This is a genomic window from Olivibacter sp. SDN3, assembly GCF_014334135.1.
Classification (GTDB): Bacteria; Bacteroidota; Bacteroidia; order Sphingobacteriales; family Sphingobacteriaceae; genus Olivibacter.
This window is the reverse complement of sequence record NZ_CP060497.1, coordinates 1,313,114-1,327,556: the sequence shown is the minus strand read 5'-3', so window position 1 is coordinate 1,327,556 and position 14,443 is coordinate 1,313,114. Positions and strand designations below refer to the sequence as shown.

The following is a 14,443-nucleotide window of genomic DNA, read 5'->3' as shown; positions in this document are numbered from 1 at the left end:
TTGGTTCCTGGCGAAGTTGGGCGTGATCCTATTTGAAAATTTAGTATCTTTGCAGTGTACATCGCTTAAGGGGTGCCTTGTTTCTTTTGATTGGAGGAAAACACAAATCAAGGCTGAGATCATACCCTTCGGAGAGCTGCGTGCTTTGACAGCATCGCTTCTTTCTGAGCACCTGATCCGGATAATGCCGGCGTAGGGAGGGAGTTAACAAATGAAATTTAAAGAGATCTTATCGTGAGGAAAGCATTACTACTATTCGTTTTAGTGGCAAGTTGCCCTATTTTATTGTTGGCGCAGTACCACTTGTCTATTCATGTAGCCGACGAAATGAATAGACAAGTGGCGGGAGCCACAGCCAGTGTTGCAGGAACTTTAGCTACCGGACAGACCAACCGTTCGGGGAATATCCGATTTAGAAATGTAGAAGAAGGGAGGCGGCTTATCCGTGTAAGCTTTCTCGGATATAAACCTATCGAAAGAACAGTGACAGTTACCGGTGAAGAGCAGTTAAACTTTATACTAGAACCGCAGGAATTCCTGGCCGATGAGGTGATCGTAAATGCTACCCGTGCAAATGCAAATTCTGCAACGAGTTATAAGAATTTAACCAAGGAAGATCTTGCGAAGAATAACTTAGGTCAAGATTTGCCCTTTCTTCTTGATCAGACACCTGGAGTGGTAAGCTACTCCGATGCCGGTGCCGGGGTGGGGTATACCGGCCTTCGTATTCGTGGAAGTGACCCAACGCGTATCAACGTGACCTTGAATGGCATTCCCTATAATGATTCGGAAAGCATGGGAAGCTTTTTTGTGAACCTTCCCGACTTTGCCTCGTCTGTAGATAATATTCAGATTCAGCGAGGGGTGGGAACATCTACCAATGGGGCTGGGGCTTTTGGAGCAAGTATAAACATCCAAACCAATACGCGCATGGACACGGCCTATGCTGAACTAGACAACACTTACGGTTCTTTTAATACCTGGAAAAACACAGTTAGAATCGGTACGGGACTAATAAACGATCGGTTTACGTTTGATGGGCGTTTATCGCGTATTCAATCAGATGGCTTTATCGATAGGGGTTCCTCCGATCTGAAGTCGTTCTTTCTAAGTGGTGCTTGGTATGGAAAAAACAGCTTGTTGCGTGCCAATGTGTTCTCTGGAAAAGAGCGAACTTATCAGGCATGGAATGGAGTGCCGGAAGAAAAATTGTTTGGAACAGCGGAAGACCTTGAAGACTATATTGCCGCTAACGGTTTGGAAGGACGTGACGCCGTGAACATACGTGACGCCGATCCAAGAAGATATAATTCCTTTTTATACGAGAACCAGCATGATAATTACCAACAAGACCATTATCAGCTACTATACTCCAATAACCTGATGCCTAATTTAGTGGTAAATGGTGCGTTGCACTACACAAGAGGGCGGGGTTATTATGAGGAATACAGACCGAACGCATCTTATACCGATTATGATCTCGAGCCTGTACTGGTTAACGGGGAGTCGATCAGTAGAACGGATCTTGTACGGCAGCGTTGGCTATCCAATCATTTCTACGGCTTGACCTACTCGATAGACTATAACGCTTCTGATCGGTTGAACCTGACCTTGGGAGGAGCCTATAACGAATATAAAGGCGACCACTTCGGAGATATCATCTGGTCTAGAAATCCTTTGTTTACCGAACGAGAGGATTACGATTTTAATGCTGATGGCTCTTTCCATACTAATCATCGTTACTATTTCAATGATGCACACAAAACAGATTTTAACGTATTTGGCAAAGGAGAGTATAAAATCGCAAATGCGGTGTTTTTTGCCGACCTGCAATATCGTCGGGTAACGTATTCTTTTCTAGGTTACGATCGTAACTTGAATAATATACAACAGTCAACCGAAATGAATTTCTTCAACCCCAAATTTGGGGTGAGTTATCAGTTTGCCAATAATAGTAATGCTTATGTATCCTATGCTATTGGAAATAAAGAACCGGTAAGAGATGATTTCGAAAATTCAACTCCTGATAGCCGGCCAAAAGCTGAGCGTATGCAAAATATCGAATTAGGTTACCGCTTAGCTCAGCGAGAATTCAATGCCGGCATCAACGCCTATGCGATGATCTACGAAGACCAGCTGATTTTGACTGGGCAGATTAACGATGTTGGGGCACAAACGCGCTTAAATGTGCCGGATAGTTATCGTATAGGGATAGAGGCTGATGTAAAGTGGCAACCTGCACGTCAGTTCTCATGGGCACTAACCGGTGCGTTGAGCCGTAACCGAATAAAGGATTTTTATGAGTATATCAATATTTATGATGAGAATTGGGACGTAAGTGATCAACAGGTGAGTCAATTCTCCAATACCCATATTGCACTTTCGCCTTCATTTGTGGGATCCAGCGAAATTGCTTACAGACCACTGGCAAAAGCCGAAATTGCGCTGATATCGAAATATGTATCCCGGCAGTATTTGGACAACACTTCCAATGTAGACCGCAGTTTGGATGCATTTTTTGTCAATAACCTGAGGTTAAGTTATAACCTTGCCTTTAGAGGAGTTAAAAATCTAGGTATAAGCTTGTTGGTGAACAATTTGTTCAATGAAAAATATGAGTCAAATGGGTATACGTATAGTTCGATATTTCAGGGAGATCCAACGGTGTATGCCTCCAACTTCTATTTTCCGCAGGCAGGTACAAACTTTCTACTGGGCTTAAATGTGAAATTTTAAGGCTTTGCTTGGATCTAACGCTCGATCACTGTGTTGTTAAAGCATAAACGGCAAAAGACGCCAGCCAATGCTCGCCCATATAGTCTCCACTGGCAACATGCGGAAGTGCAGCGGCGAGGTGCTTATTGGCTAAGGACAAAAGAGGACCGTTATTATCACTGTGATGGGCAATTCCATATAGGCACCAGGCCCTACTGAGATTTAGCCCATCTAAATGCACGAGTTTTCCATCCGAACGGTCGCTTACTGTGCCTGGCGCTAGTTGAAACCCTTTTTCAAAAAGTTCAGGCAAAAATGGTCTTAACCAATCTTTGTACTCCTTTTTAGGTAATATACGCCACATCAAATCAGCTTCTTCCAAACAAGGGCTTAGAAAATCCGATCCACCAGGTTCCCAGCTGATTGGACAACCGCGGTCGTCCCCGTAAAAGCGAAGGGCAGTCTCTCGGATAACTTGCAGCAGGCTGTCCTGTTTGGTATGCTGAGCGTAGTCGTATGCAAGGGTCAAACCGAAGGCTAGGTTGCTGTGTTCGCCAACACGTATTGCGTAATTCATTTTTGGAAGATAGTCGATATATAATTTACAGAGCTGTTGAGCTAAAGGGGCTAGATTGTCGCTTAATTGTTTGCCCAAAGGGTCTTCCCAGGTCAACAGCTCTTGCTGCAAATGAAGAAGCCACGCCCAGCCGTAGGTGCGTTCAAAACCTTTGTGCGCTTCTTCCATAAAAATTTCTACTTCTACTGCAATATTTTCAGCCGATAAATTAGCACTAAGTTTATTTCGTATCTCATCTGCCTCCGGCAAGTTCGGGAACAGCTTAAGTAATCTTACCAACATCCAGTGACCATGTACACTGCTGTGCCAGTCGAAGCAACCGTAGAAAGCGGGATGGTAGTTGATCGGTGGTTTGATAAGGCTGGTGTCTGAGAAGGTGACACCGGTTTTATAAGGATACTCCTGCTGCATGCATTTAAGCGGTAGGTTCGCTAAATGAGAAGCTCCGGCAGCCGTAAGGGCATATTTTCCCTGCTTTTCGGTATAGAATGTTTCCTGACCTGATACGGTGGAAGTCAGTAAGTAGCAAGCGGATAAACTCAAAAAAAAGGTAAATATTCTACTGTTCATTTGCTTAACGTGTTATTAGGCTGGCAAGATAACCGTTTCCATATACTCCGGCAACAGATTGTAAATTTTTGTTAGCAACAAGGTGTTTCCCCGTACAATATTGAAATCAAATGGCTATATTGCAATGTTGTTCATTGCATCTGTAAATGAAGTTCTCAATGGCAGATGAAATTCTGTTAACTACAGCAGAGCTGTGAACAGCTTAGAAATTTATTTTTTGATGAATGCCTCTATTTGGCGTTTCTGTAGTTTTATTATAGCGAGCATTTGTCGAAGTTTGTTCAATCAACCTAAAGATTTTATATGAACAAGATAAATATACCCATGATACTTTTAACCTTATTGGCCTCATGTGCCGGAAATCAACAAAAGAAAAAAGCGTATGAATGGCCGGCGGTAGAGGCGCCCGAAGCAGATAAGATTCCGCATGAACGTGTACTTCATGGTGATACGGTAGTAGATAACTATTATTGGATGATTGATTACTTCAAGAACGGGCCTGACAGCTCTCGCGTGATCGAATATTTAAATGCAGAGAATAAGTACCTGGATACGATGATGAAGGGGACGGAAGGTTTCCAAGAGAAACTTTTTAAAGAGTTAAAAGATCGGATTAAAGAGAAGGACGAGTCGGTACCCTATTTTAAGAATGGTTATTATTACTATACCCGCACAGAAGACGGCAAACAATACTACAAATTTTGTAGAAAAAAGGAAACGTTGGACGCTGCTGAGGAGCTTTTACTGGATGTGGATGATATGGCCGAAGGACATGCTTATTTCAGCGCAGGAGGTTTCAGTGTCAGTCCGGACAATAAGCTGATGGCTTTTGGGATAGACACCGTATCGCGAAGGGAATATGTTATTCATATCAAGAACCTGGAGACTGGAGAGCTGTATGCAGAGAAAATTAAGGGTACTACGGGCAGCGTAGCATGGGCAAACGATAACCGATCGTTTTTCTATACCAGTAAAAATCCCGTGACCCTACTAACTGAAAAGATAAAAAAACATGTGCTGGGCGAAGATAGCGAGTCGGACAAAATAGTGTATGAGGAAAATGATAACACCAATTACATCGGGGTAGGCCGATCGAAATCCGGTAAGTTTATTTACATTTATTCGGGAGCGACAACCAGTTCCGAGACACGGTTCATTTCAGCCGATGAGCCCAACGCTGAATTTAAAGTGTTCCAGCCGAGGATGAAGGACGTATTATACGAGGTAACGGCTCTGGAAGATAAATTTCTGATCCTTACCAATAAGGATGCTCTGAATTTTAAACTGATGGAGTGCCCACTTGATCAGACCTCTATCGCGCATTGGAAGGAGATGATCCCGCATAGAAAGGATGTATTATTGGAGGATGTTGATGAATTTAAAGATTTTTTGGTCGTTTCGGAACGGAAAGATGGCCTCACACGGTTAAATATCAAAAGCCTGAAAAGTGGAGAAGATCATTATCTGGATTTTGGTGAAGAGGCATATACTGCTTACGCAACGGCAAACATGGAGTATAATACAGACGTTCTCCGCTATAATTACACATCGCTTACTACACCTTCTTCTACCTATGATTATCACATGGGTACACGCGATAGAAAGTTGCTAAAGCAACAGGAAGTACTGGGAGGATACAAGCCGAGCGATTACCATACCGAGCGACTATATGCAAAAGCAAAAGATGGCACTAAAATTCCGATCTCTTTGGTTTACAAAAAAGGATTTAAAAAGGATGGATCGGCCCCGTTGTTACTGTATGGCTACGGATCGTATGGTGCTTCTATGGATCCTACTTTCAGCAGTACGCGATTAAGTTTGTTGGATAGGGGATTTGTATATGCTATTGCTCATATCAGGGGTGGACAGGAGATGGGGCGACAGTGGTATGAGGACGGTAAAATGATGAAAAAGAAAAACACTTTTACCGATTTTATCGATTGTGGCGAGCACTTGATTGATCAGCGATATACTTCGCTGGGGCATCTTTATGCACAAGGAGGAAGCGCTGGAGGATTACTAATGGGGGCAGTCAGTAACATGGCGCCCGACCTTTGGAAGGGTATCATTGCTCAAGTACCTTTTGTGGATGTGGTGAATACCATGTTGGATGAAACGATACCATTAACCACTAATGAATTTGATGAGTGGGGAAATCCTAAGAATAAAGAGGCTTACGAGTATATCAAAAGCTATTCGCCTTACGAGCAGATCGAGCCAAAGGCGTATCCCAATATATTGGTGACCACCGGTCTGCATGACAGTCAGGTACAATATTTTGAACCGGCAAAATGGGTGGCTAAGTTGCGAGCAAGTAAAACCGATCAACATGTGCTCTTACTTAAAACCGATATGGAAGTTGGCCACGGAGGAGCCTCGGGCAGGTTTGATTATCTTAAGGATATCGCCCTGAATTACGCCTTTCTATTTGCGTTGGAAGGAGTGGTTAAGTAATCCAACAACTCAACGATTTAACGTATACGCTAATCTGTTAGTTCACCCCGTATGCTCACTTCTACCCAACGGGCTACTTCGCTTTGGCTTTCAAATTCGCCCTGAAGGTACATGAGTTTGGTTACGGCGGCTTCGAAGGTCATATCAAAGCCGCTTAGCACCCCCATGTCCTTAAGCCAATGGCTGGTCTCATATCTCCCTAGTTCGACTGAACCGACTTTGCATTGAGAAATGTCAACAATATTTTTACCGCTCTGGATAGCGCTTCGAAGCATGTCTAAAAACCAGGTGTCGGTGGTGGTATTTCCTGAACCGAATGTTTCCATGATGACTGATCGCGCATCAGATTCCAGTACGGCTTTTACCACTTGTTTGCTTATACCAGGATAAAGCTTTAAAACGGAGATAGAATTGTCGATATTGGTATGTAAGATAAATTCTTTACCGGTATTGTTCATTAGTGCCGGCCGGTTATATTTTAGATGGACGCCAGCTTCAACCAACACAGGGTAGTTGGGCGACCTGAATGCCTCAAACTTAGCTGAATTATATTTAAAAGACCGATTACCTCTAAAAAGCTTACTGTCGAAATAAATACAGACTTCCTGGATTAATGATCTTCCCTGCTTTTTTGCCGAAGCAATTTCCAGGGCAGTTATCAAGTTTTCACGAGCATCGGTTCTGATTTCCCCGATAGGCAGCTGAGAGCCGGAGAAAATGACAGGCTTCTGTAACCCTTCCAACATGAAACTTAAAGCTGACGCCGAAAAAGCCATAGTGTCTGATCCATGAAGGATGACGAAACCATCGTATAGGTCATAATTGTCTTTTATTAGCTCCGCCATTTGGATCCAGATAGCTGGCTGCATATTGGAAGAATCTATAATAGGATCAAAAGAATGTATGGTAAGATGATAGTTTAAACGACCGAGCTCGGGAACATTCTTATGGATGAGGTCAAAATCAAAAGGAACGAATGTTCCTGATGTCTCATCAATTACCATTCCGATGGTACCTCCAGTATATATAATAAGTATATTATTCATTTAAATTAGCGTATGGATAACAATATAGGTTGATGCCGAAAGTAAAGATATTAAATGCCGAAAACAATTTTAGAATTTTCGGTAGTTATATTTGCAACATCCGCTAACGATCGCCCATGAATGTCAGCTACTTTTTTGGCTATATGTATCAAATAACTGCTTTCGTTCGGTTTTCCTCTGTAGGGCGTGGGGGCCAAATATGGGGCGTCTGTTTCAAGCACAAGATGTTTAAGGTCCAGTTGTTCTACCACCTTATCGAGACCCGCATTTTTAAATGTCACCACACCTCCAATGCCGAGGAAAAAGCCGAGGTTTATGGCTTTTCGAGCCTGTTCTAAATTACCGGTGAAACAATGGAAGATACCGTAAAGTTTTTCGTCTTTTTGTTCATCCAGTAGCTCAAAAAGCTCTTTAAAGGCGTCTCTGCAATGGATGACTATGGGTAGGTTTTTCTCTTTTGCCCAACCTACTTGTATGCGAAAGGCTTCTTTTTGTTCTTCCAGCGTACTTTTGTCCCAGTAGAGATCAAGACCGATTTCACCAATGGCATATATATTATTTTCTTCAATGGCCGATTTAATGGAAGCAAGCTCTTCCCTGAAGTTTTCCTTCACACTGCAGGGATGCAGGCCTAGCATGGCATAGCAGTTTTCTGGATAGGCACTTGCTGTGTTCAACACATTTGTTATCGATGCGGTATCTACATTTGGTAAGAACAAACGGCTGATGTTATTTTCCAGACAGCGATTTATTTGTTCCTGAAGTGCAAGGGTGTCGGCATGGTAATAGATGTGCGTATGTGTATCGGTGAGTTGCATGTAGCAAACTTATAGAAAAATATTAATTTACGCATAGGAAATATCCGAGGGGAGTAGATAAGCGAAAACGCCTTTCGAATTATCCGAAAGGCGTTGACGATGTTTTATTTTGCTGGTGTTGCAGCTGTTGGCGCTGCACCACCTTTTTGTGGAATAATATCGATTACTTCCACCTCGAATGCTAGTGGAGTGTAAGGTTGTATTCCCATACTACCATGTTCCCCGTATGCTAAATCGGAAGGAAGCACAAGCGTCGCTTTTGCTCCTTTTGACAGTAGTGCAAGTCCTTCATCCCAACCTGGAACCACCGCTCCTATACCTACAGGTAATTTCATTGGTTCATAAGGCTCACGCATCTGGTTGTAGACGCCAGCGTCTTCAGCCTCTTTCTTAACACTGGTATCAAAAACTTTACCGCCCAAGAAGCGCCCGGTATAGTGTACGACTACGGTATCTCCTACGTTGGGCTTATTGCCTTCACCTTCTTTTTCTACCTGGTATTTCAATCCTGAAGACGTGGTTTGAACGTCCAATTTGTTTTTCTTGATATAACCTTCAATTTTTCCCGCTTCTGCGTTTTTTGCTTTTTCCCGATCTTGGTTAATGTATTTCTCTACCTCAATGTTGAACAAACTATCGGTTAAATCGCCTTTAGGGATTACTTTGTTTATTTTAAACGTGTGTACAATATAATCACCTTTGAACGGTGGCTTCGGCTGTCCGCTTTTAGACACCATAGAGTCTATGTTTAATTTAAATACCGCGCTATCGCCTTCTCCAAGCATGGTTAATGCCGTGAAAATATCACCAGGGTACATTGGCTTTTGTGCAGCTAAATAAAATGGCTGTTCCATTTCGTAGCTGCTGTTTAAGACAGAGTCGCTTTCTGTGGTAATAACCGCACCCAAAGAAACAAAGTCGCCTTCTTTAATTTTGGTGTTTCCTTCATCGTTTACGATCTTATATTGCATGCCTCCTTCACCATCTTTAAAACTTTGGCATGACGTAGCTCCTAACACTGTTAAAGCAGCCAAACCTAAAATAAGGGTTGTTTTTTTCATTATTTGTTTTCTTTTACTTGTTTAAAATTTTTACTGTTTGTTCTCTTATCTATTATTGGTGTAATGTTTTCTATTTGGTTAGTTGACTTTTATACAAGGGCAGAACAGCTAGGAATTTAGCTACCACCTCTTCCAGAGGAAGATCTGCATGGCCTCCCGCGGCATTTCTATGACCACCACCATTGAAATATTTACTGCAGATTTCATTTGCTGGAAAGTTTCCTGTGGAGCGTAATGATAATTTGATCTGTGTAGTTCTATCAATAAGAAGCGCTGCCAAACGTATACCACTAATGGATAAAGCATAATTTACAAGACCCTCTGTATCTCCTGTAATTATATTAAAACGTGTCAAATCCTCTTTTGTTATGGCAAAATAGGCCGTATTATACTCGTGCAAAACTACCAAACGGTTAAGTAGGCAAAAACCAAGAAATTTTAATTTATTCTCAGAAGCACTATTATAGATATGTTCATGTATTTCTGCGTTTTTGGCACCCAGGGTAATGAGGTCTGCCACTACTAAATGTACTTCGGCGGTTGTTGACTGGAATCTGAAGGAGCCGGTATCCGTCATGATCCCTGTGTATATACAGGTGGCAATTGCTGGTGTAATACCCGCCCTATCATCTATCAAGTTGACGATGAAATCATAAACCAAAAGCGCTGTAGCCGCCGCGTTGGTATTCCAATGTCTGAAATCATCGAAATTTTCGGGTTCCAGGTGATGGTCGATCATAATTTTCAGGCCTGTTGTCTGCGCGAGCACACCTTGCATCTCGTTGGTACGGGCAAGACCGTTGAAGTCCAGACAAAAAATAAGATCTGCCACAGCTATAAGGTTATCCGAACGTTCTTTGTTCTCGGTGTAAATGATCGCTTCTTCCTGGAGGGGCATCCAGCTTAAGAAAGCGGGATAGTCTGAAGGAACGATAAGTGATACCTCATGCCCTTTGGCCCGTAACCAAAGGAGCATAGCTAAAGAAGATCCCAACGCATCACCATCGGGCTTATAGTGCGTGGTAATTACTATTTTTTTGGGCTCGGCTAATATTATTTGTTTCAGCGTGGTTATCGTTAACATGCAGCGTTTTAAAGAATGCAAAGCTATTAAAATTTTTCCTACATATTCAAAAGAAAACAGGATTGCTTTTCATTGGTATATAGATTATTACAAATTGAAAGGATTAAATGGCTATAAAACTGTATTTTTGCACTTAAATATATTATAATTAGATGGCTACTAACAGAACATTTACAATGATTAAACCTGATGCGGTTGCTAATGGACACATCGGGGCTATTTTAAACGACATTATTGCTGCGGGATTCAAAGTTGTAGCGATGAAGTATACGCATTTAACGGAGAAAAATGCTGGCGCTTTTTATGAGGTGCATAAAGAACGGCCTTTTTATGGCGATTTGGTACAGTTTATGACCTCTGGGCCTATCGTTGCAGCTATTTTGGAAAAAGACAACGCTGTGGAAGAGTTCCGTAAGCTTATTGGCGCTACCGATCCTACAAAAGCCGAAGAAGGAACAATTCGTAATAAATATGCTACATCAATTGAGGCGAATGCAGTTCATGGATCGGATTCCGATGAAAATGCTGCAATTGAAGGTAATTTCTTTTTTTCCGCACTGGAAAGACATTAGTCATCATAAAAGAAGCGAGGGATAAGGTCGTGGGCTCATTTAGTAGGCTCCTATACCCTTTATCCCACCTTTTTCAGGTTGTTTAGGCGAGTTGCGCTCGGTATTGTCTAATGGTTTCTTCCAAGCCCAAATATAGTGCATCCGATATTAGTGCATGGCCTATGCTTACTTCTAGTAAATTCGGTATCTGCTGATAGAAATAATGTAGGTTGTGAAGATCTAAATCATGGCCGGCGTTTAATCCTAATCCGAGCTCGTTTGCGCGGATTGCAGCAATTATATAGGGCTTAATGGCTATTTCTGGATTTTTTTTATGTTGGTTAGCATAGACCTCTGTATATAACTCTATCCGATCGGTTCCTGTCGTAGCTGCTGCTTCTACCATTTTTAGGTCGGGATCTACAAAGATGGAGACCCGTATACCTGCTTCTTTGAACATGGCCACTATCTCTTGTAAATATGATTGATGTTTGATGGTATCCCAACCGTGATTAGATGTAATCTGGCCAAGCTCGTCGGGAACCAAGGTCACTTGTGCTGGCTTATTGGCCAGAACAAGGTCAACAAATTTTTGCTCCTTACAATTCCCTTCAATATTGAATTCTGTGCCGATGGCCGCTTTTAAGTCATATACATCTTGGTAACGAATATGCCGCTCATCTGGCCTCGGGTGCACGGTGATGCCCTGTGCACCGAACTTCTCGCAATCTAGCGCTACCTGTAACAAGTTGGGCTTGTTTCCTCCTCTACTATTCCTTAAAGTGGCTACTTTATTGATGTTTACAGATAGCTTTGTCATTGTTTCACGTGTTTTTGAGCAAACTTAGACAATTTGTATCTGATATGCAACCCAATAAATAGCATACAAAACGATCCTCGGATTGATCCGCTATTTATAGGAAATAATGATGCAATACCGATAATTTGCGTTTAATTCTTCCGTTATTATATATACATTATTAAGTAATGAGGATTGGATTTGACACTGTTCTTTTTTGTAATAAAAATGTCAGAATAATGTCCTTATTTAGAATGATTAAAAATAATGTTATCTTTGCGTCATCTAGAGTGACTAATTTTAGAATGGTTTGTTTTTAAAGTCCTGTTTACCCACGCTATATAGACGGTGCGTGGGTAAATCAGGCGCAATCTGGAAAAAAGAGGATAGCATGTGTAATACCCGGGTTCTTTGTCAACATACACGGACAACCGTTAGTCAATGCAGTGATTGTGGAATGTTTTTTATTTGGCATAACAATATGCTACTCAGTTTTCTCGATAAAGAATATCATCTCTTTCTTTCTTATATTAAGCGTTATGTGTTTAGCGAACGTTCAGTTATTTTTCCGGATGGAGAAGACCGAATAATTATCCATTCTTCTGCAAAAGAGTTGAGCTTAGCTTTTGAAGAAGATGAGTGGGAAGAATTTAAAGAAGCGCTTACGGAGGCTGCTTATTTAGGTAATGTATATGATATTTTAAAGGGAAAGAACTAATTAGGAAACAAAACAAGCTTCCGACACTACATCGAAAGCTTGTTTGTTAGAAAATTATACGATTAATAACGATAGTGCTCAGGCTTGAAAGGCCCTTCAACGCTTACACCGATATATTCGGCTTGATCCGCTGTCAACACATCCAATTCAACGCCAATTTTCGCTAAATGTAGACGGGCAACTTTTTCATCCAAGTGCTTGGGTAAGGTATACACCTTATTCTCATACTGATTAGTGTTGGTCCACAATTCAAGCTGCGCTAATGTTTGGTTGGTGAATGAATTGCTCATTACAAATGATGGATGGCCTGTAGCACATCCTAGGTTTACCAACCTTCCTTCTGCTAACAGGATAATATCTTTTCCTTCAATCGTATATTTATCCACCTGTGGTTTGATTTCCACTTTGGTATGTCCGTAATTGTTATTGAGCCAGGCCACATCTATTTCATTGTCGAAATGGCCAATGTTGCAAACTACGGTTTTATCCTTCATTGTTTTGAAGTGTTCAGGACGCACAATATCTTTGTTTCCAGTAGTTGTTACTACGATATCTGCCTCTTTAACAGCGGTTGCAAATTTTTTCACCTCATAACCTTCCATGGCGGCCTGTAATGCACAGATTGGATCTATCTCTGATACAATTACACGAACACCTGCACTGCTTAATGATTCCGCAGAGCCCTTACCCACGTCGCCGTATCCAGCAACAACCGCTACTTTTCCAGCCAGCATTAAATCTGTAGCACGACGAATGGCGTCAACCAATGATTCACGACAACCGTACTTGTTGTCAAATTTGGACTTTGTTACCGAATCATTTACGTTGATTGCAGGTAAATGTAAGGTCCCTTTCTTCATACGTTCGTACAAACGGTGTACTCCAGTAGTAGTTTCTTCAGATAAACCTCTAATCCCTTCAATAAGTTCCGGATATTTATCGAACACCATATTAGTAAGGTCTCCCCCGTCGTCCAAAATCATATTTAGGGGCTTTCTGTCTTCTCCAAAAAATAGGGTTTGCTCAATACACCAGTCAAATTCTTCTGCTGTTAAGCCCTTCCATGCATAAACAGATATACCTGCCGCAGCAATGGCAGCGGCAGCGTGATCTTGTGTGGAAAATATGTTGCAGGAAGACCAGCTTACTTCTGCTCCTAGCGCAACCAAGGTTTCGATTAGTACCGCGGTCTGGATGGTCATGTGTAAACATCCGGCAATGCGTGCACCTGCTAAGGGTTTTGAAGTGCCATATTCTTCCCTAAGTGCCATAAGACCAGGCATCTCGGCTTCTGCTAATTCAATTTCTTTACGGCCCCAATCGGCAAGGCTAATGTCCTTTACTTTATAAGGCACATATTTCGTCTCTACTGATGACATAGTTTATTAATTTAATATTAAGTGTTTGCCTATTTCAAATCATACCACTTTTAGTTTTGGTATGAGATGTTTGCAAAGTTACTAACTATTTGGGAGGAATGTGTTTACAAGAGGTAATTTAATGGCAGTAATGAAAAAATGTTAAATTTATTTTGATAGTACGAAAGCTTTCGTATATTTGAATACGAAGAGCTTCGTATTAGAAAATGGATGAGAGATAAATGTTTATCAGGCCAGGAAAGACAGAAGTATAAGTAGGATTACGATCAGATTTTAGAAACCTAATAGCATGGCAGTAATAAAACCAACAGAGAGTGAATTAGAGATCCTTAAAATATTATGGGAGCAAGGTGATAGTACCGTGCGGCAGGTGCACAATCTATTTTCAGCGAATAAGGATGTGGGGTATACTACAACCTTGAAGCTAATGCAGATTATGCACGCTAAGGGTTTATTAACACGTGATGAAACTAACAGAACGCACATTTACAGAGCGTTGGTTAGTCGCGATAAGGCAGAGCAGCAAATGTTGGGAAAAATGATCCATGATTTGTTCGAAGGTTCGGCAGCGCGCCTGGTCATGCAGGCATTGGGGAACCACAGCGCAAGTGACCTAGAAATTGAAAAAATAAAACAGTTATTAAACGAATTGGAAAATAAAAAATGATTTT

General features: G+C 41.6%; 12 protein-coding genes and 1 riboswitch. Of the genes, 5 read left to right on the top strand and 7 right to left on the bottom strand.

The window, feature by feature from the left end; translation table 11 throughout:
* Nucleotides 1–58 precede the first annotated feature (58 nt).
* A riboswitch (TPP riboswitch) is annotated at nt 59–217 on the top strand.
* A 17-nt stretch (nt 218–234) separates the two neighbouring features.
* Nucleotides 235–2,736, top strand: a complete 2,502-nt coding sequence (locus H8S90_RS05270; RefSeq protein ID WP_187341537.1) for a TonB-dependent receptor — start codon at nt 235–237, stop codon at nt 2,734–2,736.
* A gap of 25 nt (nt 2,737–2,761) precedes the next feature.
* Here the strand turns inward: H8S90_RS05270 and H8S90_RS05265 are convergent, their stop codons facing one another.
* Nucleotides 2,762–3,862 (bottom strand): DUF2891 domain-containing protein, encoded by a 1,101-nt coding sequence (locus H8S90_RS05265; RefSeq protein ID WP_187341536.1) that lies wholly within the window; start codon nt 3,860–3,862, stop codon nt 2,762–2,764.
* Between the two features lie 303 nt (nt 3,863–4,165).
* Between H8S90_RS05265 and H8S90_RS05260 the strand changes: the two genes are divergently transcribed.
* Nucleotides 4,166–6,316, top strand: coding sequence for a S9 family peptidase (locus tag H8S90_RS05260; RefSeq protein ID WP_187341535.1), 2,151 nt, complete (start codon nt 4,166–4,168; stop codon nt 6,314–6,316).
* A gap of 29 nt (nt 6,317–6,345) precedes the next feature.
* On the opposite strand, the gene H8S90_RS05255 is transcribed toward H8S90_RS05260, so the two are convergent.
* The 4 genes from H8S90_RS05255 to H8S90_RS05240 form a co-directional block, all read right to left on the bottom strand.
* Nucleotides 6,346–7,362 (bottom strand): asparaginase, encoded by a 1,017-nt coding sequence (locus H8S90_RS05255; RefSeq protein WP_187341534.1) that lies wholly within the window; start codon nt 7,360–7,362, stop codon nt 6,346–6,348.
* A 50-nt stretch (nt 7,363–7,412) separates the two neighbouring features.
* Nucleotides 7,413–8,180 carry a TatD family hydrolase gene (locus H8S90_RS05250; RefSeq protein ID WP_187341533.1) on the bottom strand — a complete coding sequence of 256 codons (768 nt, stop codon included), beginning with the start codon at nt 8,178–8,180 and terminating at the stop codon, nt 7,413–7,415.
* Nucleotides 8,181–8,284: 104 nt separating this feature from the next.
* A complete protein-coding gene (locus tag H8S90_RS05245; protein ID WP_187341532.1) occupies nt 8,285–9,241 on the bottom strand; it encodes an FKBP-type peptidyl-prolyl cis-trans isomerase in 957 nt (318 codons plus the stop codon).
* A gap of 70 nt (nt 9,242–9,311) precedes the next feature.
* Complete coding sequence (locus H8S90_RS05240) at nt 9,312–10,325, bottom strand: bifunctional oligoribonuclease/PAP phosphatase NrnA (RefSeq protein WP_187341531.1); 1,014 nt, start codon at nt 10,323–10,325, stop codon at nt 9,312–9,314.
* Between the two features lie 152 nt (nt 10,326–10,477).
* Between H8S90_RS05240 and H8S90_RS05235 the strand changes: the two genes are divergently transcribed.
* Nucleotides 10,478–10,897: a nucleoside-diphosphate kinase gene (locus H8S90_RS05235; RefSeq protein ID WP_187341530.1), complete on the top strand. Its 420-nt coding sequence runs from the start codon at nt 10,478–10,480 to the stop codon at nt 10,895–10,897.
* An 82-nt stretch (nt 10,898–10,979) separates the two neighbouring features.
* Here the strand turns inward: H8S90_RS05235 and H8S90_RS05230 are convergent, their stop codons facing one another.
* Nucleotides 10,980–11,696, bottom strand: a complete 717-nt coding sequence (locus tag H8S90_RS05230; protein ID WP_187341529.1) for a pyridoxine 5'-phosphate synthase — start codon at nt 11,694–11,696, stop codon at nt 10,980–10,982.
* 370 nt (nt 11,697–12,066) lie between these two features.
* On the opposite strand from H8S90_RS05230, the gene H8S90_RS05225 reads away from it, so the two are divergent.
* On the top strand, nt 12,067–12,393 hold the full coding sequence (locus tag H8S90_RS05225) for a DUF6686 family protein (protein WP_370525685.1): 327 nt from the start codon (nt 12,067–12,069) through the stop codon (nt 12,391–12,393).
* 62 nt (nt 12,394–12,455) lie between these two features.
* Here H8S90_RS05225 and ahcY read toward each other — a convergent pair whose 3' ends face one another.
* Nucleotides 12,456–13,772, bottom strand: a complete 1,317-nt coding sequence (ahcY, locus tag H8S90_RS05220) for an adenosylhomocysteinase (RefSeq protein WP_187341527.1) — start codon at nt 13,770–13,772, stop codon at nt 12,456–12,458.
* A 289-nt stretch (nt 13,773–14,061) separates the two neighbouring features.
* Between ahcY and H8S90_RS05215 the strand changes: the two genes are divergently transcribed.
* Nucleotides 14,062–14,439 (top strand): BlaI/MecI/CopY family transcriptional regulator, encoded by a 378-nt coding sequence (locus tag H8S90_RS05215; protein WP_187341526.1) that lies wholly within the window; start codon nt 14,062–14,064, stop codon nt 14,437–14,439.
* The last annotated feature ends 4 nt before the right edge of the window (nt 14,440–14,443 follow it).